Below are 24,001 nucleotides of genomic sequence, written 5' to 3'. Positions count from 1 at the left end.
TCAGCCGCGCTCCAGCAGCTGGCGCAGATCGATCACCGCAGCGTTGGCGCGCGAAACGTAGTTGGCCATCACCAGCGAATGGTTGGCGAAGAAGCCGAAGGGCGAACCGTTCAGCACGATCGGACTGCCGAGCGGGTGCTGGCTTTCCTCCAGCTCGCGGATGATCTGGCGGAGGCTGACCAGGGCGTTCTTGTCGCGCAGCACCGGCTCGAAGTCGTGCTCGACCGCGCGCAGGAAATGCAGCAGGGCCCAGGTCGTGCCGCGCGCCTCGTAGAACACGTCGTCGATCTCGGTCCATGGCGTCTGCACCATCCGCGGCGACACGCCCGGGGTGCTCTGGGTGGCGCTGCGGTCGCCGGCGCGGTCGGTGTCGATTCGGATCTGGCCGACGCTGGCCGACAGCCGCTGCGACAGCGAGCCCAGCCGCTTCTCGACCACGGCCAGCCAGTCGGCGAGGTTGTCGGCGCGCGCATAGAACTGTGCCGAGTAGGGATCGCTGTCCGAGAGCCGGTCGAGATAGCCCTCGACGTGGCCGATCGCCTTGCGGTACTGGCTCTCGGACGCAGGCAGCAGCCAGCGGTCGGAGGGGGTGGAGAACAGCGGGTCGGCTTCCAGCAGGTCGGCGTCCTCGGTGCTCTGGGTCTGCGAGCGGCTGAACTCGTTGCGGAAGGCTTTGGCGAAATCGCGGGTCTGCACCAACGCGCCGAATTCCCAGTTGGGCAGGTTGTCCATGATCGAGCCCGGCGGCAGCTTGTCGTTGCTCAGGTAACCGCCACGCTTGTCGAGCAGGGTCTCGGCGACGCGGATCAAGGTCTCGGTGCTGACCGTGCCCACCACCACCGGCTGGCCGCGCTCTGCGGAACGCGCCTTGGCGTGGACAACCACGTCGAAGACATCGGGCTCTTTGTCCCACCACCACATGAGGCCAAGGACCGCCAGCAGCGGCAGGCCGATCAAGGGCGCAGCGATGAGGGCGAGACGTCGGGGCTTCGAGATCGGGCTGGACATGGGCGGTCTCCTTGCAATGCCTGAGCCAGTGTAGAGGCGCGGGCCTCGGCCGCGTGAACGCACGCTGCGATGTGCGCGCGGAGTCGAAAGGCTTCGACGAAAGTCTCGGCCTAATGTCGTTTCAGCCGTTGACACTTCGCGAAAGCCTGTGTTTTGCTGCAGCGCATGAACCGCCAGCCCACCCGCCCCCGCGCTCTCGCGATCCCCCGCACCGCCCAGGTGCAGGCGACGAATGCGCGCATCGCAGCGGCAGCGCTGGCGCTCCTCGTACTCGTACTTCTTATTGGCCTGCCACCCGGCGCGGGATAGGAAAGTACGGTCCGAAGACAGCCTGAGAGCAGGCCAGGATCCGAAAACACCGAAAACCCCGCCCCGGCAACGAGGCGGGGTTTTTTCTTGCCCGCCTTCCACCCCTCCACCGCCACCAGGATTCCCCCCGTGCAAAGCGACGCCATCAAGACCGGTCCCGCCCGTGCCCCCGCCCGCGCCATGCTGCGCGCCACAGGCCTGGACGACGCTGCGATCGCAAAGCCGCTGGTGGCGGTGGTTCACACCTGGTCCGACGTCAGCCCCTGCAACATCAACCTGCGCGAGCTGGCCGAGCACGTCGGCACCGGCATCCGGCGCGGCGGCGGCACGCCGATCGAGTTCAACACGATTGCCGTCACCGACGGCATCGCCATGGGTTCGGACGGCATGCGCGCCTCGCTGCCCTCGCGCGAAGTGATTGCGGACTCGATCGAGCTGGCCGTGCGCGGCCACTGTCTGGACGCCGTGGTCCTGCTGGTCGGCTGCGACAAGACCATCCCGGCCGCGGCAATGGCGCTGGGCCGGCTCAACCTGCCCGGCCTGATCCTGTACGGCGGCACGATCCTGCCCGGCCGCTGCAAGGACAAGGCGATCACCATCCAGGACGTGTTCGAGGCGGTCGGCGCGCACTCGGCCGGGCGCATCGACGAGGCCGAGCTGCTCGAAGTCGAGAAGAAAGCCTGCCCCGGCGCCGGCGCCTGCGGCGGCCAGTTCACCGCCAACACGATGGCGATGGTGATGACCTTCCTAGGCCTGTCGCCGATGGGCCTGAACGACATCCCCGCGCCTGCGCCGGAAAAGCGCGACGCGGCCCAGGCCTGCGGCGAGCAGGTGATGCGCCTGTTCGCGAACCATGGGCCGCTGCCGCGCGAGATCATCACCGCCGACAGCCTGCGCAACGCCGCGCGCGCGGTCTCGGCCACCGCCGGCTCGACCAATGCCGCGCTGCACCTGCTGGCGATCGCGCACGAAGCCGGCGTGGCCTTCGATCTGGAAGAGTTCCAGGCGGCCTCCGAAGTGCCGGTGATCGCCGACCTCAAGCCCGGCGGACGCTACACCGCCGCCGAGCTCTACACCCTGGGCGGCACCGCGCTGGTGGCCCGCGAGATGAAGGCCGCGGGCCTGCTGGCCGATGCGCCGACGGTGACCGGCCGCAGTTTCTTCGCCGAGATCGATGCCGCGCCGGCAGGCGATCCGAACCAGGATGCCGTTCGCCCGCTGAGCAATCCGCTGAAGCCCAGCGGCGGCTATTCGATCCTCTACGGCAACCTCGCGCCCGAGGGCTGCATCGTCAAGCTGGCCGGCCATGGCCGCCGCCGCCACGAGGGCCCGGCCAAGGTCTTCGATTCCGAAGACGCCGCCTTTGCCGCCGTGCAGGCGCGCGAGATCCAAGCCGGCGACATCGTGGTGATCCGCTTCGAGGGCCCGGCCGGCGGACCCGGCATGCGCGAGATGCTGGCGGTCACCGCGGCCCTGGTCGGCCAGGGCCTGGGCAACGAGGTCGCGCTGATCACCGATGGCCGTTTCAGCGGCGCCACCCACGGCTTCATGGTCGGCCACGCCAGCCCCGAGGCCGCGCGCGGTGGCCCGATCGCCCAGCTGGCCGACGGCGACACCGTGATCATCGACGTCGATCGGCGCGTGCTGGAAACCACCGCCGACCTGTCGCGCCGCATCCCTGCCCGTATCGCTGCGCGCGTCGACACCGGCGTGCTCGCCAAGTACGCCCGACTGGTCAGCTCCGCTTCGCGCGGCGCAATCACCACCGGCTGAAGCCGACGCCCCGAACCTCGCCCCCGCGAACGACCCACCCCCACCACCGCACCGCCCTTCCAAGGAACCGACGATGAGCCAGCCGAACAATCCCGCCGCCACCCTGCCCCGCGTCGCCATCATCGGCTACGGCAGCCAGGGCCGCGCCCACGCCCTCAACCTGCGCGACTCCGGCGCCGACGTCATCATCGGCCTGCGCCCGGGCGGCCCGACCGAGGCCAAGGCGAAAGCGGATGGCTTCACCGTCAAGTCGCCGGCAGACGCGATCCGCGAAGCGGGCCTGATCGCCGTGCTGACGCCGGACATGGTGCAGCCGCAGCTGTATCGCGAGCACATCGAGCCGAACATCCGACAAGGCGCCTGCCTGCTGTTCGCGCACGGCCTGAACGTGCACTACGGCGAAATCACCCCGCGCGAGGATCTTGACGTGATCCTGGTCGCGCCCAAGGGCCCGGGCGCGCTGGTGCGCCGCGAATTCGAGATCGGCCGCGGCGTGCCCTGCGTCTACGCCGTCCATGCCGACCGTTCGGGCAAGGCCGAGCCGCTGGCCCTGGCCTACTGCGCCGGCGTCGGCGGCGCGCGCGCCAAGGCGATCAAGACCACCTTCAAGGAAGAGACCGAAACCGATCTGTTCGGCGAACAGGCGGTGCTCTGCGGTGGCGCGACGAAGCTGGTGCTCGCCGGCTGGGAGACTCTGGTCGAAGCCGGCTACCAGCCGGAGATCGCCTACTACGAGTGCCTGCACGAGCTGAAGCTGATCGTCGATCTGCTCTACGACGGCGGCCTGACCCGCATGCACGAGTTCATCAGCGAGACCGCGCAGTACGGCGACCTGACCCGCGGCCCGCGCGTGATCGATGCTGGCACCAAGGCGCGCATGAAGGACATCCTGACCGAGATCCAGGACGGCACCTTCGCGCGCCAGTGGATCGCCGAGTACAAGGCCGGCAACCCCGAGTACCAGCGCCTGAAGCAGGCCGATCTGGATCACCCGATCGAGAAGATCGGCAAGACCCTGCGCGCCGAAATGGCCTGGCTGAATGCCGCGCCGAAAGCCGCCGACGCCGCCACCAAACCGCAGGACGCCGCCGCATGAACGCCCGCGCCGCCCACAGCCTGGACGCGTCTGGCGCGTCGGCCGAACCCGCCGCCGCGCCGATTGCGGCGGCGGCCTTCAAGCCCGCCAAGAACGGTGCCGAACTGATGGCCCGCTGCCTTGAGGCCGAAGGCACCGAGGTGCTGTTCGGCTACCCGGGCGGCGCGATCATGCCCTTCTACGACGCGCTCACCGGCTCCTCGATGCGCCACATCCTGGTCCGCCACGAGCAGGGTGCGGCGCTGGCCGCCAACGGCTTCGCGCGCGCCTCCGGCAAGGTCGGGGTGTGCGTGGCCACCTCGGGCCCGGGGGCGTCCAACCTGGTCACCGGCATCGCCGATGCCTTTCTGGATTCGGTGCCGATGGTGGTGCTGACCGGCCAGGTGCCCACCACCTTGATGGGCACCGATGCCTTCCAGGAGCTGGACGTCTATGGCATGACCCTGCCGATCGTGAAGCACAGCTTCCTGCTGCGCTCGATCGAGGACATGCCGCGAGTCGTGCACGAGGCCTTCCGCATCGCCAAGAGCGGCCGTCCCGGCCCGGTGCTGATCGACTTTCCGAAGGACGTGCAGAACGCCCCGGCACAGCACCTGCGGCCGCTGTCGCCGTCCGTGGCCGACACCCTGCCGCAGCCCTCGGCCGCGCGCCTGATCGAGGCGATTGCCGCCATCGCGTCCGCCGAGCGGCCGGTGGTCTACGCCGGCCAGGGCGTGGTGCTGGGCGATGCGGTCGCCGAGTTCCGCGCCTTTGTCGAATCGGCCCGTCTGCCGACGGTGCAGACTCTGCGCGGCCAAGGCAACCTGCCGCCCGACCATCCCTACCTGATCGGCATGCTGGGCATGCACGGCACCCGCGCGGCGAACACGGCCGTGCAGGAATGCGATCTGCTGATCTGCGTCGGCGCCCGTTTCGACGACCGCGCCACCGGCAAGCTCAGCGAGTTCGCGCCCAACGCGCGGGTCATCCATCTGGATGCCGACCCGGCCGAGATCAGCAAGCTGCGCCATGCCGACGTGCCGCTGTATGGCGACCTGCGCGACGCGCTGCGCGGGCTGGCCTCGGCACGCAGCAACTGCGAGGACTGGCAGCAGCGCTGCCAGCGCATGCGCGCGGGCTGCGCGCCGCGCTACGACGCGCCGGGCAAGGGCGTGTACGCCCCCGCCCTGCTGAAGCGCCTGTCCGAGCTGATGCCGCCCGATACCGTGGTCGCCTGCGATGTCGGCCAGCACCAGATGTGGGTGGCCCAGCACTGGCGCTTCCACCATCCGCGCAACCATCTGACCTCGGGCGCGCTGGGCACCATGGGCTTCGGCCTGCCGGCAGCCATGGGCGCGCAGTTCGGCTGCCCGGATCGGCCCGTCGTGCTGGTCTCCGGCGACGGCAGCATCATGATGAACATCCAGGAGCTGGCCACCGTCGCGCGCTGCAAGCTGCCGATCAAGATGGTGCTGCTGGACAACAGTTCGCTGGGCATGGTCCGCCAGTGGCAAGAACTCTTTTTCGCGAAGAACTTCAGCGAGATCGACCTCTCCGACAACCCCGACTTCGCCGCGCTCACCCGCGTGTTCGGCATCCCGGCCGTGCGCCTTGAGCGCCGCGAGGACACCGAGGCCGCGCTGCGCGAGCTGATGGCGACCCCGGGCCCGGCCCTGCTGCACGTGATCATCGACGCCCGCGCCAACGTCTGGCCGCTGGTGCCGCCCAACCACAGCAACGCCACCATGCTGGACGAGACCGAAGCCCATGCGATTCCGGCTTGACCTGACCCTGCGCCCTGCCGAAGGCGCGCTGCTGCGCGTGCTGGGCACGGCCGAGCGCCGCGGCTACACGCCGCTGGCCATCGAAGGCCAGCGCCAGGGCGATGACGAAGCCTGGCGCCTGCAGCTGACCCTTTCCGGCGAACGTCCGCCCGAAGGCCTGTGCCGGCAGATGGAAAAGCTCTACGACTGTCTGAAAGTGGAGGTGGCCGAATGTCCCTGAGCCTCTGGTACAACGGCGACATCGTCCGCGTCGACGAGATCGGCATCCACCCGCTGGCCCACGGCCTGCACTACGGTACCGGCGTGTTCGAGGGCATCCGCGCCTACGCCACGCCGGATGGCGCCGCGGTGTTCCGCCTGCGCGATCACCTCGATCGCATGGCCCGCGGCTGCGAGGCGCTGGGCATCAGGTTCTCGATCAGCGAATTCGAGGCGGCGACGCTCGCCGTGCTGCGCGAGAACCGGCACCGCGACGCCTATATCCGCCCGCTGGCGACCTATGCGCGCGGCGGCCTCGGGCTGGATGTCGAAGTGCTGGGCGAGGACGTGCTGGTGGCTTCGATGCCGTGGAAGCCGCATCTCGGCAGCGAACGGGTCAAGCTCACCCACAGCCCCTACCGGCGCAACACCGCGGCCGCGATTCCGCCACTGAAGCTCTGCGGCGCCTACGTCAATTCGATCCTGGCCAAGCGCGAGGCGACCTCGCGCGGCTTTGGCGAGGCTCTGTTCACCGACGCGCAGGGCCGGGTGGTCGAGTGCACCGGCGAGAACGTGTTCATGGTCAAGGACGGTCGCGTCACCGCCGTCGAACACCCCGACGCCCTGCCCGGGATCACCCGCGCCACGGTGATCGAGCTGGCGGGTGCGGACTCGCGTCCGGTCTCGCTGGATGAGCTCAAGGACGCCGACGAGATCTTCCTCACCGGCACCTCGGCCGAGATCGCCCAGGTCGGCTGGCTGGATGCGCGCGAGCTGGGCGCCAATCCGATCAGCATGGAATTGCGTCGCCTGTACCAGCGCGTGGTGACCGGGCAGGAGGCGTCGCGCAGCGGGTGGTTGACCGCGTATTGAGCGGCGCTCCGCGCGGACGCGAGGAGCGCCGCGTTTGCGGCGCTACGCATGACTTCGCGATGAAAGCGGTGCGGGACCGGGGCGAGCTTGGAGTTCCAGGGGCTGGGACAAGTGTCGAGCGCATGGTGGGCCAGGGCCCACCCTCTGGCGGTTCGTGGTGGCTCCGGAGCCGAGGCAAGTGGGGTCCGCGGTGGTGTCGTCGGGAATGGGACGGTCGGCGGCTCATAGGGTGTGCCCTGGCCCACCATGAGCCGCGCACCGGCCTCGGTCCTGCGACTCGCATCGCGAGCGCCTTCCATAGGGTGGGCCCCGGCCCAGCGTGAGCCGCGCACTGGCCTCGGTGCTCGCACGAAGGGCGGCCGGCGATGCCCCACTCGGGCGTCGGCTGACCACCTCACTGCGCCTGAGGTCTTGAATTCGCTGAACCCAACCCCATTAGGCGGCGACCTTTGCGATTGCCCCGGAGCACCCCATGCCCCTCTACGGATTCGAATGCGGCGCCTGCGGCCACAGTTTCGAGCGCCTGCAGAAGCTCTCGGACGCCGATCCGAGCGCCTGCCCCGTCTGCGGCGCCGAACAGGTCCGTCGCCAAGTCAGCGCCCCGAGCTTCCGTCTCGCGGGCGGCGGCTGGTACGAAACCGACTTCAAGAAGGACGGCGACAAGAAGCGCAACCTCGCCGGTGACGGCAGCAGTACGTCCGCCAGCAGCGAATCGAAGCCGGCGGCCAGCACCGACAGCAAGCCCGCCGCCACCGGCACCGGCGGCTGAGCCCGGCGCGCCGGCCGGCCCCCGCACGCGATCGGCGAGGCGGCGAGGCGCCGCTGCGACCGCCGCCGGCGCAGACCTTGCATCCCCGGTCTCCATGCGCGGCACAGCCGGATGTGCCGCCCCGGAGACCGCTGATGCCTGATCTGATCCTGCATGTCTATGGGCAGGACTTCCCGCGCGACATGCCGACCGTGGTCGGCACCTCGCAAGCGCTGCGCGCCCTGGGCGCGGCGATCAACCAGGCCCTGCGTCAGGGCGAGGCCCTGAGCGCCGAGGTGCAGGACACCTCGGGGGAAACCTACGTGGTGCGCGTCTGCTGTCGGCGGCCGCATCGCAGCGAGCCGCCGCCGGCGCGAGCCAGAGAGAAGCTGGGCAAAGCCGAGGTTGACCCGCTGCCCAGCAGCTTCTGGGAGCGTCTGGGCGAGCGCTGAGGACAGCACCCGCGGCAGCGCGCAATCAGTCCGGTCCACGCAGCGGGGTCTCGACGAACCCGCCCCGGCGTCAGCCCGCAGCAGCGAGGCGCGGATGCCCTCCCTGCTGCGGCGCCAGCCGCCCCTGGGTTGCGCCGCGTGGCACGCCTGCAGCGAGTTCAGGCAGCGGCCATCGCTTCGCGCTGCGACCTGCGGCAGGCTAGGCAGCCCGACTGCCACCCTTCGCCGCCCGCATGACGCCTCTGCCCGACTCGCTGCGCACCGACGGCTATGCCCTTCTGCGAGGCGCCATTCCCGCCGACTGGCTGGACGAACTGCGCGCGCTGTTCGATGCCCATGTCCAGCCTTCGCACGCATGGCCGGTCCCGCGCGGCCCCGATTGGCAGCACTCGCTGCTCGACTTGGAGCCGCGCATCCAGGCCGTATGCCGGCTGCCCGCCCTGCTGCAGGCGGTGGGCACGCTGATCGGCGAGAGCTTCTTCCTGGCCCAGGTCGAAGGTCGCGAGCCGCTTCCGGGCGGCGGCTTCCAGGGCCTGCACCGCGACCTCTGCGAACAGCGCCCGGGCGACACGGTCAGCGCTCTCGCCTTCTTCGACGACTTCGGTCCGCACAACGGGGCGACCCGTCTGATCCCAGGCACCCATCGCCCGGCCTGCAGGGACACGCCGATCGATCCGGCCCTGGACGCCATCAGCCGGCAGGTGGAAGGTCGCGCCGGCGACATCCTGGTCTTCGATGCCGACCTGATCCACGGGGCGAGCCGCAACCACAGCGGCGACCGCCGGCGCTCGATCCTGATCGGCTACTTCGCCGAACCCCGGCGCGCCTCGCATCAGAAGACGGCGCATCTTCGATCGGTGCGCATGGACACCTCGGAGCGCTTCGACGTCAACGCCTGAGGCCCTGCGCCGAAGTTTGCGCTTGCGGCGCTGGGGCCGTCTGGGCGGCTCGCGCGAGAGTCGACCTGAGCCGGCAGGCGCGCGCCTTCAGAGCGCCGACGGCGGCCGGGCGTTGCAGTGGGCTCCATCGGCGCTCGCGCCGTGCGCGGCGGTGCTGCACACGCGGCAGTGCAGCGCAGGCGCCGAGGTCGCCGCCCACGAAGATGTGGCCGTCAGTGGCGGCGCGACGGGCCGCGAGCGCGCTGACGTGCCGGATCCGCGCGTGCACCCTCAATGCCGCGCGACAGTGCCGAAGGGCCAAGCCCGCGGGCGGACGCGCCTTCGCGAACCGCGTCCACGCGGACCGGAGCTTGCATGCCGCGACACGCCGCGTCCGCGTCCCGGCGTTCACAAGACAGGCGGATTCAGCAGGGGCCGTCAACCACACGAGGCGGTCGACGTTGAACAGGCATCCCCGCGCTGGAGCTCCGCCATGAAGCACGTGTCGTCCCTGCTGCCCCTGGCCCTGTTCGCGCTCACCGCAGGCGCCGACGCGCGCGCCGACATCTTCAACCCGCCGCATCCAGACCTGGCGCGAACCAGCGTGCAACCGGCGCCAGTGGCGCCCAACAGCTGGCGCGGCATCCTGCGGATCAACTGCGATTTCTCGCATGCGGCCTACGACGATCCCCTGGTGCATCCCGGGCGGCCCGGCGCGGCCCACTACCACAACTTCTACGGCTTCTTTGAAACCGACGCGCGGACGGTAGTCGCCGATCTCTACGTCGAACTGCCGCCGAACCAGCGTATTTCCAGCTGCCAGGGCAACCAGCTCAATCGCAGCGCGTACTGGGTCCCAGCGCTGCTGGCGCCGCTTTACGACGCCAACGGCGTCCGTCAGCTCGACGCCGAAGGCGCGCCGGCCTGGCAAGTGGTGGACGCGGTGGTCGGCGACAACGAAGTGGCGCATGAGGTCTTCTACTACTCGGCGGCGGTCGACAATCGCGCGGCGAGCCAGGCGCCGCCGCCGGGCCTGTCCATCATCGCAGGCACGGCCAGCACGCAGCCCGGCACCGGCCAGGCCGCGACCGTGGCGCGCTGGCACTGCCAGTCCTGGAACGCCAGCGACGGCAGCAACCCGGACTTCCGAGCCTTCATTCCCGAGTGCGTTGCGCCGGACCGGCTGCGTTTCGACCTGTTCTTCCCCAGCTGCTGGAACGGTGTCGATCTCGATTCGCCCGACCACAAGTCGCATATGGCGTATCCCGAAACCGTGGGCGGAGTGACGCGCTGCCCGGCCAGCCATCCGGTCGCGCTGCCGCGGGTGAGCTACCACTACGCGTTTCCGGTGAAGCCGGAGAACTTCGACCCGCAAACGCGCAGCAGCCGCGGCTGGCGCCTCGCATCGGACATGTATGCCGTGGCCGGGGCGACGCCTGGCGGCTTTTCGCTGCACGGCGACTGGATCAACGGCTGGCACGTCGAGGCCATGCAGGCGGTCATCGACTTCTGCATCAAGGGCGGCCTTGACTGCCATGACGGCAATCTCGCGAACGGATTTCGCCTGAGCGGCACCGCCCCCGGCGTGCAACTGCCGCTGCCGATCATCAACGAGGGCATGGGGCCGGGCCCGATGATCGATGCGCTTTTTGGCAGCGGCTTCGAAAGCAGCAGCGGGCACATGCACTGAGGCGATGCGGAAGAATTCAGCGTTGCCGCGCCATCCAGGGCGCGCCTGCGGATCGAGCGCGCACAGGTTCGATGATCCAGCGTGACGCGCCGCGCCGATGACGTTGGCGCGCTGCGGCCAACCACGCACGGATACGCGCACGACTTGTGCGCCACGGATCAAGGCCCGGAGGGAACTGATTCGTGCTGCATGAGGTTCAGGTCAAGAAGCTTCGGCCTTGCCTTGCCGGTGCAGCCGGCGCCGGCAAGGTCTCGGTTGCCCCAATGGCAGGATGTGCATCGCTCCTGCCATTGGGGCGACGTCACGGGCAGAGATTCGGAGGGCGTCCCGACCTTCGGTGTCCTGCGCGCTACTGGCGCTGCTTCAGCGCTGCGCCCGCAGTGGGTGGCGATGCGATTGAGGGCCTCGGCGAGAGGCCGGGAGCCCGCAGGAGACAAAGCCGCTCATGGGCACACCCGCGCGCTATTTCATGTCGATTTGACATTGAGGGTGATCGGGATCACGCTTTTTTTTGAAAATCGCCGGAGGACCTTGAGATGCGTGCACGCCCTCGTGCCACCTGCTCTGGACTGCCTGCACCGCGCACCCGCCCTTGGAGCCATCTGATTTGCTCTGCCCTGCTGTGCGCGGCCCTGCCCTTGGCGCCGGCGGCAGCGGCGGAGCCCGCCGCCGGCAGAGAGCTCAGCCCCAGCGAAGACCAGGCCGCCGAGGCCATCAGGCTCGGCCTGATGGAGACCTGGTCCAAGCGCCTGCAGTCCTCGGGCCTGTCAAACCTCGAGGCCTGGCAACAGGAAATGCAGCTTCTGATGGACGGCGCCTCGCTTGAAGCCCTCACTCGGGCCAGCTCGGCATCCAGCTATGTCGGCCTGATCGCCGCACTGCAGGAACTGAGGCTCGACAGCGAATCCGCCACCGAAGCGGCGCTCAAGCTGAGCGTGAGATCAGGTCTCGACCCGATGGCCAAGGCGCTGGGCGATCCCGACCGCGATCTGGTCTTCGTGCCGGTCACGCCCTGCCGAATCATCGACACACGCGTGGCGGGTGGCCCGATCGCGGCCAACACCACGCGCAACTTCGATATCACGGCCACTTCGAGCTACGCAGCGCAGGGTGGCTCGGCGTCGGACTGCAACGGCGTCGGATCGGCAGGGAACTTCGCTGCAGCGGCCATCACCTTGATCGCGGTGACCCCCTCAGCCAGCGGCTATCTGACTGCCTACCCGTTCAACACCTCGCAACCCCTGTCCTCGACGCTCAACTACACGGCCGGCTCGGTGGTGGCGAACAGCACCGTGGTGCGGCTGGACCAGACCGCTTCGGCGTTTGAACTGAGCGTCTACTCGTTTGCCCAGTCCCACCTCGTGGCGGACATCTATGGCTACTACCAGGCACCACCGAACACGCTGCAGATGAGCTGCGTGACGACTGCGGAACAAGTGGACTCGGTTGCAGCAGGCGCCACTCGCAACACCGTAGCGCCCGCCTGCGCCAGCGGGTACACCCGAGTCTCCACCAACTGCGAATCCAGCACCTGGCAGATGCCCTTCGTCTACATCTCGGACGGGGTCTGTTCGGCGCAGAACAACAGCTCAGGCACCGCGCAACTGCGCGCATCGGCAAACTGCTGCCGGGTCACCTTCTGATACGGAACATTCGCCTCTCCGCTTTCGCGGGGCATGTCCGCAAGACACGCAGCCAGAGACGGCATCGCCGAAACCCGGACCCAAGGGGGAACTCATGACACCCTCGCAGCTTGAGCCACCACGCCGCTCGGCAAACCAGCGAAGAGGCCTTGGAATATGGCTCGGCCCTGCGCTCCTGCTGCTTGGCCAAGGCTTCGCTTCCGCAGAGATGCCAGGGATGAGCGGGCGTACGGATCTACTGCCCGCCGACGCGATCACGCATGCATCGCGGAAGGACCTTGGCGACATCGATCGCGACCTGCTGCTGGTGCCGGTGAATCCCTGTCGAATCGCCGATACGCAGCGCCGCGGCGGGGTGATCGCCGCGGGCACCGTTCGCCACTTCGATGTCACGCTCACCGGCAGCTATGCCCATCAGGGAGGCGCGTCGGGCACGTGCAATGGCGTTGGGACCGCGGGGGCCTTCGGCGCAGCCCTGATCACGGTCACCGCAGTGTCTCCGCTGGGCACTGGCCATCTGGCGGTCTTTCCACTGGGCAACACGCCTCCCGTGGCCGATGCGCTTCCGTTCAGCGCTGGCGTTTCGACCAGCACCACCCTGCACGTCAAGCTTGACCAGAGCAGCGCTCTGGCGGAACTCTCGATCGCGGCCAGCGCGAGTACTCATGTCACCCTCGATATCGTTGGGTACTTCCGGCCCACTCGCCCCTCGCCGATGGCACTGAGCTGTCAGACCACGGCGGAAGCGACGGCCAACGTCAACGCCGGCGCGACCGCAAACCTCAACGCCCCCGCATGCACAGCCCCGCGGGTCAGCGTGTCCACCAACTGCGAGTCATCGACATGGCAGATGCCCTTTGTCTACATCGCGTCGGGCACCTGCTCCGCACAGAACAACAGCGCCGGCACAGCGACACTCAGAGCCAGCCGGGTCTGCTGCACGCCGGCCGGCTTCCTCATCGGCCAGAACGTGCCGCATCACGCTCCACAGCCAGGGCCCGACGCTGCCCTTCACGAAGGCCAATAGACCGATGTTGGCGACGGTCAGATCGGCCTCCTGGCCGATGCGCTTCAAGGGCGCATAGGTGTGCCCGATCACGCGGAAATCCGGTCGCTGCGCCCGAACGCGCTGGGCCATCTGCAGCAGCGCCCGGTAGCGCCCGAGAATTCCGCCACCGTTCCCATCGTCGAAGATTCCCGCAGCCACCAGCACATCAAAAGCCCGGTCGGCGCTGATCTTGGCTGCGGGCGGCTTGTCGCTTGCCCATTTGGCGAAGACCCGCTTCAGGCGTTCCGAAAGCGAGTCATTGCCACCAGCGCTGACGATCAGCACATCGAAATCGTTGGCGAGCAGTCGCCCCTCCAGGCTGTCCAAGGCGGACTTGGAGAGCAGATCCGCGGCCAGGCCACCGGGTTTGCCGAGCACGATGCCCATGCCATCGATGGGCTTGGCGCTCTGTCGGGCAAGGTTGCGATAGAGCGGCGTGGAGAACCAGGAGTCGCCCAAGTACATCAGCATCGGGCGGTGTTCCAACAGTTCGTGGATCGCCCGGCGCTGACGGCTGTTGGGACTGCCCATGGCCTCGCGCCAGTCGATCCAGTGAGAGATCAGCTCCATGTCGATGCACCTCCGAGTCACGGCCACACCGAGGCTTGAGCATCGCCCTCCAAGGGTCCACGCGCGGCGCGGACACCCGATCAATGCTCGTTCTACGCCCCCATCGCGCGGCTCTGCCGCCGCGCCTCGGCCGAAGAGTGTCGCCAGCGCAGCAGAAGTCTCACCTCGCTTGCCGAGAGAGCTTTCAGAAGGCGGGTATCCGGGCGGCCGCGACAGGAGCACGCGACCGGCGCAGGCTTGGCCTGATGCGAACCTCGCCGGGACGGGCTTTCGCAGGTGCGGCTTGCGACCGTTCGCTGCGCCGCCCTAGCGCGATGCAAGCGCCTCTCGCGCTCTGGCCAACTGCGACTCCGCCAGCGGATAGCGCTCGATCGACAGTCCGCGCTCGAGAGCATCGATCGCCTCCTCGTATCGCTGCATGCGCAGCAGCGCGGCGCCGAGGTTTCCATGTGCGTGCGCGGCGTCGGGGTCGATCTCGATGATGCGACGCAGTTGCACGAGCTCGGACTCGGGCGTGCCATGCACGCGCTCCATCCGGGCGCGCTGCCGCAGCACCGCAATCATCGCAGCGTCCGAGTCCGCCCACCGTTCGGCCTCATCCAGTTGGATCTTTGCGCGCTGCGGGTCCTTCATCTGCAGCGCGATCACGCCGCGCAGCAGCCAGGGTCGGTGGTGCTCCGGCTGCAGCCTGTAAGCCGTATTGAGCGTTTCCCACGCCTGCCGCCGCTGCCCGCGCAGGATCTGCAGCCGCGCCAGAGTGAGGTAGGCACGGGCGATGGGCGGGTCCGCCTGCAAGGCCGGCTGCAGCAGCCGATCGGCCTGTGCGATCGCTTCGGGCGCATAGCTCCTGCCGCGGAAGGCATCGCCACTGCGGTAGCCGAGTGCCAAGCGGAGTTCAGAGGAGGCGAGCGCCACCCAAGGGTCATTGGCGTCGATCCTTTGCGCAACCGACAGCTCCTGAACGGCGCGCTCCAGCACCCCGCCGCGCAGACTTCCGCCATCCAGCTGTGCCAGCGCAGCACGCGCATGGTCTTGCGCCGAAGGCGCGGGGGGCGGCTCAGCGCAGGCCGAAAGCAGCACCAGTGCGAACAGTCCTATGCTGCGGACGAGGGCTTTGACTGCACTCCGCAGGCGCAAGGAAGATTTTGTTGTCATCTCGGGCCTCAAGACTGCGGGTTGGTGGCGACGCCATCGCGCAGGCGCCGGTAGCTCAAATACAGCGGGAGCCCCAGAAAAGGCACGAACCAGGCCACCAGCAGCAAGGTTCGCCATCCTTCAAGGCGCGAGCACGCCGGCAGCACGACCCGCGTGCTGATCACCATCAGCAGGGCCGAGGTCAACATCGTTACGAACGCCGCGCCCAGCAGCAGCGCCTCGGGCAGACCCAGTGGCGCGTCTGGGGCCGCCGCCGGCGGATCAAGATAGGGCTGCGACAGACCCACGACCAATATCAACAGCCAGGCCAGCGACAGCGGATGGACCAGCAGGGCAAGCCGAGGATGCCGAGAGAACAACCAGCGCACGGTGTCCATGTTCGCCATGCCGCCAGTCGCGCTAGGGCAGAGGCTCGACGCGCACCGTGCCGGTCGGCGAGCGGTGCAGGCGGATGGATGCGCCCGGCGTCGGGCTTGCGATCGGCGTCTGGCCAATCATGGTGACCATGACCGAGGGATCGGTCTGCGCCACCGGCGCTTCCGACTCGAACGGCGCGGTCAGCACGACCAGGTATCGCGCCTCATCATCCACCGCAAAGAAGCCAAACAGGTGTGCGTTCTGGTCGCCGAACAGATTGCCGTCGTCGAAGCGCAGCCTCAGCGCTCCGCGGGCCAACTCGCGGTGCTCGGCATCAAGGACCAGCAGCACGGGATCGAGGTACTGACCGATCCACATGCCGTTGAAATAGGTCTTGACCCGATAGCGCCGCAGGCCCGAGCCCGGCAGCTCGAAGGCCTTGAAGTAGCTGCGTCCGGAGTCGAAATCGAAGACCGATGCGCGCTCGTCCAGCTTGAACTTGCTGCCCTTGGCCGGCAACGGCTCGAACTTGAACTCGCGGATCGACGCGCAGCAAGGGCGCGCCTGTTCCAGGGAAGCGAACTGCTTGTCCACGGTCGTGGCGCAGCCAGCGAGAAGGGCGCAGCACAGCACAGCAAGGAAACGCATGGCGATCATGAGAGTTCTTCAAAGAAATCAGCACGCGGATGATCAACCAGCGCCGGACACGAAGTCCACCCGGGCCTGCGCTGGAGCAGCCCGCGTGCTCTGGAAGAGAGGCGCTGACGCGAGCTCACCTTCGGGTTGCGGTGCGCTGGCCCAGAGGTGGAATGCAGCAGAAGGGCTTCGATCATCGCGCGCGCCGCGCGGGCAGAGCTCGTCCGCCAAGGGCGATCACCTGCGTGCTGCGGGAATGCTTCCGCACCCCACGGCAGGCATCGTCGCCGAGGGGTTGGGCAGCGAAAGCGGGGCTGCGCAGGTTCGAGGCGGCACGATGCCGACTGCGACGACGGCAGCACGACACACGGCATGCGCTGCCGGCACTCGTCATCCCTTCGGTGGAGAGCGTGCTTTCTCGGCAAGCGCGGACGTGTTCACTCAAGCTCTTCGCCGAAGACCCGCCGCCGAGGCGTCATGCGCCCCTTGGGCTGCGGACGACGGGTTCAGCCCCCGGCCGGCGCCCGCAGCCAGATCCAGCCCTCTCGCTTCGCACGCTCAAGTTCGTCGGGCGCTGGTGGAACGCAGGCGCCCGCCAGGAAATCCATCGCGGCGAGCAGACACAGGCATGCGTCGAATTCATCGGCACGGCGCTCGCAGCGTTCGCTGATGCCAATGAGCCGGGGCTCAAGCGCTTCGGCCATGACGCGGCGCGCGTCGATCTGCCCGGGCTTCTTGTAGCCGGTGGATCTGTGGCCGTGGGTTTTGAGTGTCGCCGCGGGATAAACCTCGATCACGCCGCTGGCCGAGACAGCAGGGTCCCAGAGCAGAGGCAGCGCCTGTCCGCTGGCAGTGCGCAGCTCGTGAAGCAAGCCCAATGCGCCGTGCGCGGCTCTCGCGATCAGGGCCGCGCCAATCTCCAGCGGCGCGTGGCCCAGCGCGCGCAATCGTCGATCGCTGGCGCGCGAGAACATCGCAGCCGGCTCTCGAATCAGCCCCTGCCCCGCCCGGTGATCGTCGAGTGCCTCCCGCAGGCCGAGTGGCCAACCCAGTGGTGCGTCTATCGCGATCAGGCAGGTTCCGGCCCGCAGCGCCTCGACCAGCTCGGCCAAGGCGGCACCGCGGCGATCCATCAGGCCGGAGCGCAGGATGCGCGCGCTGGCGCTCTCCCACCGGGCGATGGCGTAGCCAGTGTTCGTGCGCTGTGCGGCCGCGTCGATGCCGATCAAGGTCAGCATGCAGGCGCGGTTGTGCGGGCGGACCTTGCAGGCAGCGCAGGCCCGCGGCGCCCGCGAACGCTGGGCGCCGCCAACGGATCAGGCGAGATGCTCATCTTGCGCTGACGCTCGGAGTCGTTCGACCCGGACCTCGCCAGCGGCAGTCACCGGCACTTCTCATAGCCCTCCTTGATCCAGCGCTCCACTGCCTTCGCGCGGCGCTCGTAGCCGCTTCGGGCGTAGAGCACCTCGACCCCGGTCCGGCCCGAGTCGATCCGCCGCAGATCCATCAGCAGCCAGGTCTGTGGACCCAGTGCGCCGTGCAGGGTCACGTCGATCTGCGCACGGCCCTTGGCTTCGTCCAACTGCAGGCTCGCCTGCGTTTGCGAGGTCTGTACGCCGCTGGGCATGTAGGTGCCGCCGCTGTAGCAGCGGCGTGCCTGCGCGTGGATCGCATTGGCCACCTCCGCCAGCGCACCTTGCACTTCAAAGGTGTGGACGCCTGCGGGCTTCTCGCGCAGCGCGGCGGTGCCACCCATGCAGCCCGCCAAGGCCAGAGTCAGGGCGATCGGAAACAGGAGTCGGTAGGACATGTGCACCTCATTGATGGGAAAAGTGAGCGGCAAGCCGCCAGGTCGGTTTGGAGATCGCTGCGGGAGTATCCGTCGAAGCGCTGCGACCGCTCGGCGATGGGCGCAGGCCCGCTTGCCGGGCGGCTACTGGCGCCGCCCATGCCAGCGCAGCCCCAGCGAGGGCGGATTGTCCTCGTTGCTCCAGACGCCGGTGAAGGCCTTGAAGTCGGCGCTGAAGCTCATGTCGACCAGGCCTGAGCCCCAGCGGTCCTTCCAGCCGCAGCGGAACTCCTGAGCCTTGAGCCGCTTGCAGTCGAACAGCACGCCCTCTTCCACATCGTCGCCGTACTCGAACCGGTAGACGCCGTCGCGGCCATCGCGGGTCGCCCCGTAGAACTCGGTGACCGACGGGTACATGCCGTCGGACCAGATCTCACCCGCGTACTCGCCGCGTGGCAACGCATCCGCTTCCGGCGCACCGGCCTGGGCGACGGCGCAGGCGGCAATCGCGGACGCCAGCCCGGCGATGCGGCCCGCCTTGCTGAATCGAAACTTGACCCTGTTCATCCAATCCTCCGCCAATCCCGCAAATCCCTGGCCTCAGGGGCCCAGGCAATCACCGTGGACTGCGTCCTCCCAATCCCGTCGGCAGGGCGCAGAGCGTAGCGGGCCATGGGCCTCCGGAACCCCCCGCCTGCTGGAGGTTGAAGCGAACGCACCTGCCCTTCAAGCGACCGGGTGCGCCGCAGGGCGTACAGTCCACGACTTGGGCACACATACGGAGACTCCCGATGACCCCGGCGACGCAGCGGATACGCTTCAGGCTCACACTGGCTCTGCTGATGGTGCTGCCTTTGCCCCCCGAGTGCGCGCGGGCGCAGTCGACCAGCAACATCGCCCCGCGTATGAGTCTGACCGGCCAGGTCGAGTCCGCGCGGGCGGCGACGCTGTGCGCAGTGCTGCCCTTGGGCGCCAACCTCGGCTTTGCGGGCCTGAGCGTCGCCGATGCCGACATCGGTGCCGGGCTGATGCATGCGCGGGTCGAGCTTGAGCCCTCGCTCACCTCGAATGCCTCGGTGCTGATCCCGGGTCTGGCCGCCCTGCCCGGCGTAGAGATCCTGCGCGAAGCGCCCGATCGCATCCGCTTCAATGCGCCCCTGAGCTCGGTCAACCAGGCCTTTGCCGCGCTGGAGTATCGCGACGCAAGCGACGGCGACATGCTGGACCTCATCGCTGACGATCTGCAGCTGCCGCCCTTGAGCGCCGAGATCCGCCTGCACCTGGCGGCCGATCCCAAGGCCACCAAGGCGGTCTTCTCGCCCTGCCGCCCGCCGCCCGACCTGCGCGCGGAATCCGACACCGGCAGCAGCGACGCGGACGACATCACCCTGGCCGGCCCGCTGCAGTTCGACGTGAGCGGCATGCAGGCCGGTGACAGCGTCGACCTGCTCAACGACGGCGTGCTGGTCAGCTCGACCATCGCCGCAGGCGACTCCACCGTGGTCACCGACCCCTCACCGGTCGCCGGCCTTACTTCGCTGTACGCCGTCAGCATCAACGGCGATGCTGGCAGTGCGTCATGGAGCGTGGCAGTCGTGGCTGCTGAGATCTTCGCCAACGGCTTCGAGACGCCCGCTCGGCGCTGAGCCGAGCCATCAGGGCTCGTCCTGGCTGGTTGGGGGGCAGGTCACCCGCAGCTGGCGTCCTGCCCAATTTCAATCGTGATCCACACCCGAGTCCCGCCCCCGCCGCGGGCACCGCCCATGGGCCATCGCGCTGACGCTGGCGCCCGGCGGCTTGTGGATCGCCTGGCCACTGCGCATCGATTCGAGGACCCCGGCGACGGCCACACGGAGCGCAGGCTTGATCAGCATCGACACGCCGAGCTCACGGCGGCGGCGGACTCTCGAAGCCATCGCGCAGGATGCGCTCGGGCAGCAGCACCTCTTCCCAGTAGGTCTGCATGGCAGCGATCGGCTGGTTCTCGAACTGGCGCGGGTCGAGCTCCATGTAGCGACGTTCGATCAGCTGCCGCAGGCGCTCGCTGCCGTTGCTGCGGAAATGGCCGAACACGGCGTCCATGTGGTCGAGCATGGCGGGCGTGATGGTCGCCGTGCCGCTGCCGCTGACCATCGACTCGATCGCCGGCATCCACGCGTCCTTGGCCTCGCGCAGGCTCGACAGGAAGATCGGCGAAGCGAAGCTGCGGACGTACAGCTCGACCTCGAACTCGTCGTAGATCTCGACGTACTCGCGGCCTTTCGGGCTGGTCAGCAGCACGTCGTCGCGGAAGTCTCGCAGCAGCTGCACCTGGGCGAGGGTGCCGATGCCATTGGACTCGCCCGCGCTCTTGCCGCCGGCGATGCCGATGCAGCCGAGCATCAGGCACTCCACCGAGCACAGGCCGTTCAGCGAGCCGTTGGGCCTTTCGAACACGGTCAGCACGGTCTGCAGCGGCTCACGCAGGACGATGCCGGGGATCTGCGGGTCCTGGAGGGTGAAGGTGTACTTGCCAGGCGTGGCGGTGAACGGCGTTCGCGACACCAGCAGGTCGTGGATGCGGGTGCCCGCAAAGCTCGCCATCTCCACGGCGCCGAGGGCGCCGAGCAGCGACAGGGTGGCGTTCTGCGGCAGCGGCGGCGAGGTCAGGCGGATGATCGTGTTGAGGTTCTCAAGCGTGTAGTAGCCGTCGGTGCGGGCGAAGCCCAAGGTGCCCGGCGTCGCCGTGCCCGGCCGCACGAAGGCGCGCAGCGGCTCGCTGGGGCTGGCCAGGAACACCGTATTGGGCGAACTACGGTCGATGCCGATGCCACTGCCGCCGGTCTGCACCACGGCGCGCGGCGCGATGCTGCCGCTGGCGATGGTGATGCGGTGCAGCCCCGTGGCGAAGGGCCGCTGCGCCTGCTGACGACCGACCAGCACATCGATCGTGCCCGGGTCGATGACGGCGGTGTCCAGCGCCACCACCGGGTTGCCCGCTGCCTCCAGCTGCTGCACCAGGTCGAAGCGGTCGGCGGGCTGGTCGGCGCCGAGCGCCGTGCCCTTCCAGACCTCGACCCGACCCTCGCTGTCGGCGGTGACGAGATCCAGCGCGTCGTCGCCGTCGACGGTCACCGAGGTGGCCCGCCGCACGGTCCGACCCATACCGCTCACCGCGCGCTCGGTGTAGGCGCTGCCGTTCCACACCCACAGCCGCTGCGGCGCCGCGCCCAGGGTGAGCACGGCTGAACCGCCTTCGAGCAGGAAGGGCACCGCGATCGAAGTCGCCACCCCGCCCGCATGGGGCAGCGCCTGCGCCGGCTGCAGGCCGCTGCCCGGCACCACCGCATAGAGCTGCACCCGCGCATCGCCGGTGATGGCCGCGACGCCGAAGCGCAGCCCACCGGCGGTTTCCACGTCCTGCACCTTCAGCGAGGTGATGCTGGGCAGCGGCAGCAGCGGCCCGCGGCTGTAGGACGGGTAGAAGGATGCGCCGCCCTCCCTGCTCAGCAGGATCACGCCACCCGGCGAGGCCTCGGCCGCCGCCACGGCCACCACGATGTCGTTGTCGCCATCGACATCGAAGTCGAACACCACCGCGTCGACCACGTTCTGCAGCAGGGCCAGCGGCTCGCTCAGCCGGTAGCTCAGCGAACCCGGATCGTCGCGCAGCCACAGCTCAAGGCGCTCGCCATCCGGGCCGCGACGGACCAGCAACAGATCGCGGCGACCATCGCCGTTCATGTCGCGCACCTCGATACGGCGCGCGTTGTCGCCGAAGAAGGCCGGGCCAACGCTGGCCTCCTCCAGCACCGCCTGGGCCAGCGCCGGGCCGGCGAACACGAACAGCAGCAAGCACACAAGACGCAGGCGCATGGGCAACTCCTTCGATTCTCGCCGGGGGCGCACGGGGCTGGACGCAGCCCCTTCGGCCTTGAAGCGAAAAATGAAGCGGCGGGCCATCACCTCAAGACGCAGGGCCTGGGGGACAGGCATCCACGGTCGGATCCGCTGGCGCCGCGGCCTTGGTCACCGGTTAGCCTGACCGCCCTCTTTCAGGGCGAAGCGGTGACCACCGCTGTCGCCTCGAAGCCGTTCTGGAACACGTTCGGGCTCGAAAGCAGCCAAGGCGACATCCAGGCGAAGTCCTTGTCGAGGCGCGAGTAGTAGTCGCGATTGCTGGCGTTGCCCAGGTTGCCGGTGTTCGCGCAGCTCGCCGCGCCGCCGTACAGGCCACCGCGCAGTTCGTAGGCACCGCCGGCCGCGATGGTGAACAGGCCGGAGCCACTGCTGCCGCCCTCCGTGGTGCCGCTCAGCCAGCCCACCTCGTGGTTGTCCGCGTCCTCCGAGAGCTTCTGGCCGGTCGAGACCATGCGGGCGTCGCCGGAGGGATGGTGGATGGCCGTCACGGCGCTGTTGCTGGACAGGGGCTCGGCATTCCAGCCGGCGAAGAAGGCGATGGCGGGCGCCGCCTGGTTCAGGCGCAGTAGCATGCCGTCGGTGCGATGGTCCGAGCCCAGGTAGGTGGCACCGCCGGTGAGTTGGGTCTGCATCGCCGACACGTTGCCGTTGCAGGTGGTGGCTTCGTAGTTCCAGAACGTGTTGAGCGTGTTGGCCACCGTCTGCATCTGCGTCGCGTTGGGCGGCACGCTGGTGTTGGAAGAGAAGCAGTGGTTGGCGCTGTGGAACAGCGCCACCTGGCTGGACGGGTCGTTGTCGGCCACCAGCGTCCCCGTGCAGATGAAGGTGCTGCTGCCGACCACGAAGCGCATGTGCGCGACGGCGTGGCGCGCGTTGGCGAAGTGCGGGCCGAGCTCGTTCAGACGGCAGACCACGTCGACGTTGCAGGCCCCGGACTCGCCGATCTTCTGCGGCAGGCGATACGGCGTCCGGCTGTCCACGATCTCGTGGCTCAGGCGCGGCAGCGAGAGCGCGGCCGGCGCATCGGCCCCGGCGGGCACGGTCACCTCGATGCGCTGCACCTCGCCATCGGTGCTGGGCGTCCAGTAGAGGCCGTCATCGCCGAGCAGGCGCTGCGCCTCGGCCACCGTGGTGCGAGCCAGCGGCCGCTCCGGGCTGCGCGAGCCGCCAAAGCGCAGCTCGATGGCGGGATCCAAACCCGCCACATCGAGCCCCACGCGCAGCGCGGCAGCGCCGACCGAGCGCACCTCCACCTGCGCCACGCGATCGCCGCCGCTCGCCTCCGCCCACAGGGCAGCCAGCGCCTCGCCTTCCGGCGCAAGCACGCGCGCCAGACCGATCTGCACGCGCTTGAACGCACCGTCGGCATTGCGCCGATGCAGGGCCTGCACCTCTTCCGGGCGCGGCGCCTCACGGGTGACGCGCGCCGCCTTGCCAACGGCCGCTGACGGCACGCGCCAGGATTCCGCTACCGCCGGCGGCGTCTTGGCGAACTCGCCCGGGGCATGACGCACCGCGCTTGAATCGACCGGGCCGGCCGCGAGGCTCGCGGCGGGAAGGCAGGCCATCAGCCCGAAGGCGGCAAAGCGTTTGGCATGGCGCATGGGTCGACAGGCTCCTCGGCCGCGGTGGGGGCGAGGCGGGACTATACGCCCGGCCTATGGCGCGGAGGGCTCAGCACAGGCGGGAATCCGGCTTCAGTCCGCGGTTGCAGGCACGCGCTTTGGGAACTCAAGGGCGCGGGAAACAGACACGAAATCGCAGCACGCCTGCGGGTGACCTGCCCCCACCCAGCCGTACCACTCGAAGCTAGGTAGAGTCCGTCACCCTGAGAGGACGGACATGCGCAAGAGTCGATTCACCACCGAGCAGATCATCGGGTTCATCAAGCAGGCCGAAGCGGGGATGGCCGTGACCGAGTTGGGTCGCCAGCACGGCTTCAGCCCCGCCAGCTTCTACGCCTGGCGAGCCAAGTACGGCGGGATGGAGGCGGAGGACGCCAAGCGCCTCAAGGAACTTGAGTTGGAGAACAGCCGGCTGAAGCGCCTGCTCGCCGAAGCACACCTGGACATCGAGGCGCTGAAGGTCGGCTTCGGGGTAAAACGCTAGCCCCGC

At 68.8% G+C, this 24,001-nt stretch carries 22 protein-coding genes and 1 pseudogene; 12 read left to right on the top strand and 11 right to left on the bottom strand.

The features are described from left to right. A complete protein-coding gene (locus tag BLP83_RS08925) occupies positions 1 to 1,008 on the bottom strand; it encodes a DUF2333 family protein (protein ID WP_091241568.1) in 1,008 nt (335 codons plus the stop codon). 438 nt (positions 1,009 to 1,446) lie between these two features. Here BLP83_RS08925 and ilvD point away from each other — a divergent pair, with 438 nt between their 5' ends. The 10 genes from ilvD to BLP83_RS08875 all read left to right on the top strand — a co-directional run bounded on the left by ilvD (position 1,447) and on the right by BLP83_RS08875 (position 12,431). Next, positions 1,447 to 3,090, top strand: coding sequence for a dihydroxy-acid dehydratase (gene ilvD, locus BLP83_RS08920; RefSeq protein ID WP_091241565.1), 1,644 nt, complete (start codon positions 1,447 to 1,449; stop codon positions 3,088 to 3,090). Positions 3,091 to 3,163: 73 nt separating this feature from the next. Continuing rightward, the gene (gene ilvC, locus BLP83_RS08915) at positions 3,164 to 4,186 is read left to right on the top strand and encodes a ketol-acid reductoisomerase (RefSeq protein ID WP_091241563.1); all 1,023 of its coding nucleotides are present in this window, start codon (positions 3,164 to 3,166) and stop codon (positions 4,184 to 4,186) included. A 62-nt stretch (positions 4,187 to 4,248) separates the two neighbouring features. Then, on the top strand, positions 4,249 to 5,949 hold the full coding sequence (gene ilvG / locus BLP83_RS08910) for an acetolactate synthase 2 catalytic subunit (protein ID WP_425389001.1): 1,701 nt from the start codon (positions 4,249 to 4,251) through the stop codon (positions 5,947 to 5,949). Beyond that, positions 5,933 to 6,169 carry an ACT domain-containing protein gene (locus BLP83_RS08905; protein ID WP_091241557.1) on the top strand — a complete coding sequence of 79 codons (237 nt, stop codon included), beginning with the start codon at positions 5,933 to 5,935 and terminating at the stop codon, positions 6,167 to 6,169. Before ilvG ends, BLP83_RS08905 begins: the two co-directional genes overlap by 17 nt. Next, complete coding sequence (locus BLP83_RS08900; protein WP_091241555.1) at positions 6,160 to 7,020, top strand: aminotransferase class IV; 861 nt, start codon at positions 6,160 to 6,162, stop codon at positions 7,018 to 7,020. Before BLP83_RS08905 ends, BLP83_RS08900 begins: the two co-directional genes overlap by 10 nt. A gap of 472 nt (positions 7,021 to 7,492) precedes the next feature. Continuing rightward, positions 7,493 to 7,789, top strand: coding sequence for an FmdB family zinc ribbon protein (locus BLP83_RS08895; protein WP_091241552.1), 297 nt, complete (start codon positions 7,493 to 7,495; stop codon positions 7,787 to 7,789). A 134-nt stretch (positions 7,790 to 7,923) separates the two neighbouring features. Continuing rightward, positions 7,924 to 8,220, top strand: coding sequence for a hypothetical protein (locus BLP83_RS08890; RefSeq protein ID WP_091241549.1), 297 nt, complete (start codon positions 7,924 to 7,926; stop codon positions 8,218 to 8,220). Positions 8,221 to 8,453: 233 nt separating this feature from the next. Continuing rightward, the gene (locus BLP83_RS08885) at positions 8,454 to 9,119 is read left to right on the top strand and encodes a phytanoyl-CoA dioxygenase family protein (protein WP_091241548.1); all 666 of its coding nucleotides are present in this window, start codon (positions 8,454 to 8,456) and stop codon (positions 9,117 to 9,119) included. 472 nt (positions 9,120 to 9,591) lie between these two features. Continuing rightward, positions 9,592 to 10,788: a DUF1996 domain-containing protein gene (locus BLP83_RS08880; protein ID WP_091241545.1), complete on the top strand. Its 1,197-nt coding sequence runs from the start codon at positions 9,592 to 9,594 to the stop codon at positions 10,786 to 10,788. A 536-nt stretch (positions 10,789 to 11,324) separates the two neighbouring features. Then, positions 11,325 to 12,431 (top strand): hypothetical protein, encoded by a 1,107-nt coding sequence (locus tag BLP83_RS08875; protein ID WP_143006621.1) that lies wholly within the window; start codon positions 11,325 to 11,327, stop codon positions 12,429 to 12,431. Between the two features lie 235 nt (positions 12,432 to 12,666). Here the strand turns inward: BLP83_RS08875 and BLP83_RS18270 are convergent, their stop codons facing one another. The 8 genes from BLP83_RS18270 to BLP83_RS08835 form a co-directional block, all read right to left on the bottom strand. Next, positions 12,667 to 13,098 (bottom strand): hypothetical protein, encoded by a 432-nt coding sequence (locus BLP83_RS18270; protein WP_143006620.1) that lies wholly within the window; start codon positions 13,096 to 13,098, stop codon positions 12,667 to 12,669. Between the two features lie 168 nt (positions 13,099 to 13,266). Then, entirely contained in the window at positions 13,267 to 14,049 is a 783-nt protein-coding gene (locus tag BLP83_RS08865; RefSeq protein WP_091241538.1) for a hypothetical protein, read from the bottom strand. A 306-nt stretch (positions 14,050 to 14,355) separates the two neighbouring features. After that, positions 14,356 to 15,204 carry a tetratricopeptide repeat protein gene (locus BLP83_RS08860; protein WP_176764086.1) on the bottom strand — a complete coding sequence of 283 codons (849 nt, stop codon included), beginning with the start codon at positions 15,202 to 15,204 and terminating at the stop codon, positions 14,356 to 14,358. 8 nt (positions 15,205 to 15,212) lie between these two features. After that, positions 15,213 to 15,590 carry a hypothetical protein gene (locus tag BLP83_RS08855; protein WP_091241531.1) on the bottom strand — a complete coding sequence of 126 codons (378 nt, stop codon included), beginning with the start codon at positions 15,588 to 15,590 and terminating at the stop codon, positions 15,213 to 15,215. Between the two features lie 13 nt (positions 15,591 to 15,603). After that, on the bottom strand, positions 15,604 to 16,218 hold the full coding sequence (locus BLP83_RS08850) for a hypothetical protein (protein WP_091241529.1): 615 nt from the start codon (positions 16,216 to 16,218) through the stop codon (positions 15,604 to 15,606). Positions 16,219 to 16,703: 485 nt separating this feature from the next. Further along, positions 16,704 to 17,435, bottom strand: coding sequence for a DUF429 domain-containing protein (locus tag BLP83_RS08845; RefSeq protein ID WP_091241525.1), 732 nt, complete (start codon positions 17,433 to 17,435; stop codon positions 16,704 to 16,706). 143 nt (positions 17,436 to 17,578) lie between these two features. Further along, complete coding sequence (locus BLP83_RS08840; RefSeq protein ID WP_143006618.1) at positions 17,579 to 18,007, bottom strand: hypothetical protein; 429 nt, start codon at positions 18,005 to 18,007, stop codon at positions 17,579 to 17,581. A 123-nt stretch (positions 18,008 to 18,130) separates the two neighbouring features. Further along, complete coding sequence (locus tag BLP83_RS08835; protein ID WP_091241519.1) at positions 18,131 to 18,553, bottom strand: hypothetical protein; 423 nt, start codon at positions 18,551 to 18,553, stop codon at positions 18,131 to 18,133. 224 nt (positions 18,554 to 18,777) lie between these two features. Here BLP83_RS08835 and BLP83_RS08830 point away from each other — a divergent pair, with 224 nt between their 5' ends. Beyond that, positions 18,778 to 19,632: a hypothetical protein gene (locus tag BLP83_RS08830; protein WP_143006617.1), complete on the top strand. Its 855-nt coding sequence runs from the start codon at positions 18,778 to 18,780 to the stop codon at positions 19,630 to 19,632. A 241-nt stretch (positions 19,633 to 19,873) separates the two neighbouring features. On the opposite strand, the gene BLP83_RS08820 is transcribed toward BLP83_RS08830, so the two are convergent. After that, positions 19,874 to 21,841: an FG-GAP repeat domain-containing protein gene (locus BLP83_RS08820; RefSeq protein WP_091241510.1), complete on the bottom strand. Its 1,968-nt coding sequence runs from the start codon at positions 21,839 to 21,841 to the stop codon at positions 19,874 to 19,876. A gap of 179 nt (positions 21,842 to 22,020) precedes the next feature. Beyond that, positions 22,021 to 23,490 (bottom strand): trypsin-like serine peptidase, encoded by a 1,470-nt coding sequence (locus BLP83_RS08815; protein WP_091241507.1) that lies wholly within the window; start codon positions 23,488 to 23,490, stop codon positions 22,021 to 22,023. A gap of 238 nt (positions 23,491 to 23,728) precedes the next feature. Here BLP83_RS08815 and BLP83_RS08810 point away from each other — a divergent pair. Beyond that, positions 23,729 to 23,989, top strand: a pseudogene (locus BLP83_RS08810) (transposase); the annotation flags it as partial. Positions 23,990 to 24,001 lie beyond the last annotated feature (12 nt).

It is taken from the genome of Aquimonas voraii, from assembly GCF_900101825.1.
Taxonomy (GTDB): Bacteria; Pseudomonadota; Gammaproteobacteria; order Xanthomonadales; family Xanthomonadaceae; genus Aquimonas; species Aquimonas voraii.
This window is presented reverse-complemented; position numbering and strand designations above follow the sequence as displayed.

Coding starts and splice junctions, on each gene's coding strand:
- BLP83_RS08885 (WP_091241548.1), top strand. CDS start 8,454: ATGACGCCTCTGCCCGACTCGCTGCGCACCGACGGCTATGCCCTTCTG.
- ilvC (WP_091241563.1), top strand. CDS start 3,164: ATGAGCCAGCCGAACAATCCCGCCGCCACCCTGCCCCGCGTCGCCATC.
- BLP83_RS08905 (WP_091241557.1), top strand. CDS start 5,933: ATGCGATTCCGGCTTGACCTGACCCTGCGCCCTGCCGAAGGCGCGCTG.
- BLP83_RS08830 (WP_143006617.1), top strand. CDS start 18,778: ATGACCCCGGCGACGCAGCGGATACGCTTCAGGCTCACACTGGCTCTG.
- BLP83_RS08900 (WP_091241555.1), top strand. CDS start 6,160: ATGTCCCTGAGCCTCTGGTACAACGGCGACATCGTCCGCGTCGACGAG.
- BLP83_RS08925 (WP_091241568.1), bottom strand. CDS start 1,008: ATGTCCAGCCCGATCTCGAAGCCCCGACGTCTCGCCCTCATCGCTGCG.
- BLP83_RS08815 (WP_091241507.1), bottom strand. CDS start 23,490: ATGCGCCATGCCAAACGCTTTGCCGCCTTCGGGCTGATGGCCTGCCTT.
- BLP83_RS08860 (WP_176764086.1), bottom strand. CDS start 15,204: ATGACAACAAAATCTTCCTTGCGCCTGCGGAGTGCAGTCAAAGCCCTC.
- BLP83_RS08875 (WP_143006621.1), top strand. CDS start 11,325: ATGCGTGCACGCCCTCGTGCCACCTGCTCTGGACTGCCTGCACCGCGC.
- BLP83_RS18270 (WP_143006620.1), bottom strand. CDS start 13,098: ATGAGTACTCGCGCTGGCCGCGATCGAGAGTTCCGCCAGAGCGCTGCT.
- BLP83_RS08835 (WP_091241519.1), bottom strand. CDS start 18,553: ATGAACAGGGTCAAGTTTCGATTCAGCAAGGCGGGCCGCATCGCCGGG.
- BLP83_RS08850 (WP_091241529.1), bottom strand. CDS start 16,218: ATGATCGCCATGCGTTTCCTTGCTGTGCTGTGCTGCGCCCTTCTCGCT.
- BLP83_RS08855 (WP_091241531.1), bottom strand. CDS start 15,590: ATGGCGAACATGGACACCGTGCGCTGGTTGTTCTCTCGGCATCCTCGG.
- BLP83_RS08895 (WP_091241552.1), top strand. CDS start 7,493: ATGCCCCTCTACGGATTCGAATGCGGCGCCTGCGGCCACAGTTTCGAG.
- BLP83_RS08880 (WP_091241545.1), top strand. CDS start 9,592: ATGAAGCACGTGTCGTCCCTGCTGCCCCTGGCCCTGTTCGCGCTCACC.
- BLP83_RS08840 (WP_143006618.1), bottom strand. CDS start 18,007: ATGTCCTACCGACTCCTGTTTCCGATCGCCCTGACTCTGGCCTTGGCG.
- BLP83_RS08820 (WP_091241510.1), bottom strand. CDS start 21,841: ATGCGCCTGCGTCTTGTGTGCTTGCTGCTGTTCGTGTTCGCCGGCCCG.
- BLP83_RS08845 (WP_091241525.1), bottom strand. CDS start 17,435: ATGCTGACCTTGATCGGCATCGACGCGGCCGCACAGCGCACGAACACT.
- BLP83_RS08890 (WP_091241549.1), top strand. CDS start 7,924: ATGCCTGATCTGATCCTGCATGTCTATGGGCAGGACTTCCCGCGCGAC.
- BLP83_RS08865 (WP_091241538.1), bottom strand. CDS start 14,049: ATGGAGCTGATCTCTCACTGGATCGACTGGCGCGAGGCCATGGGCAGT.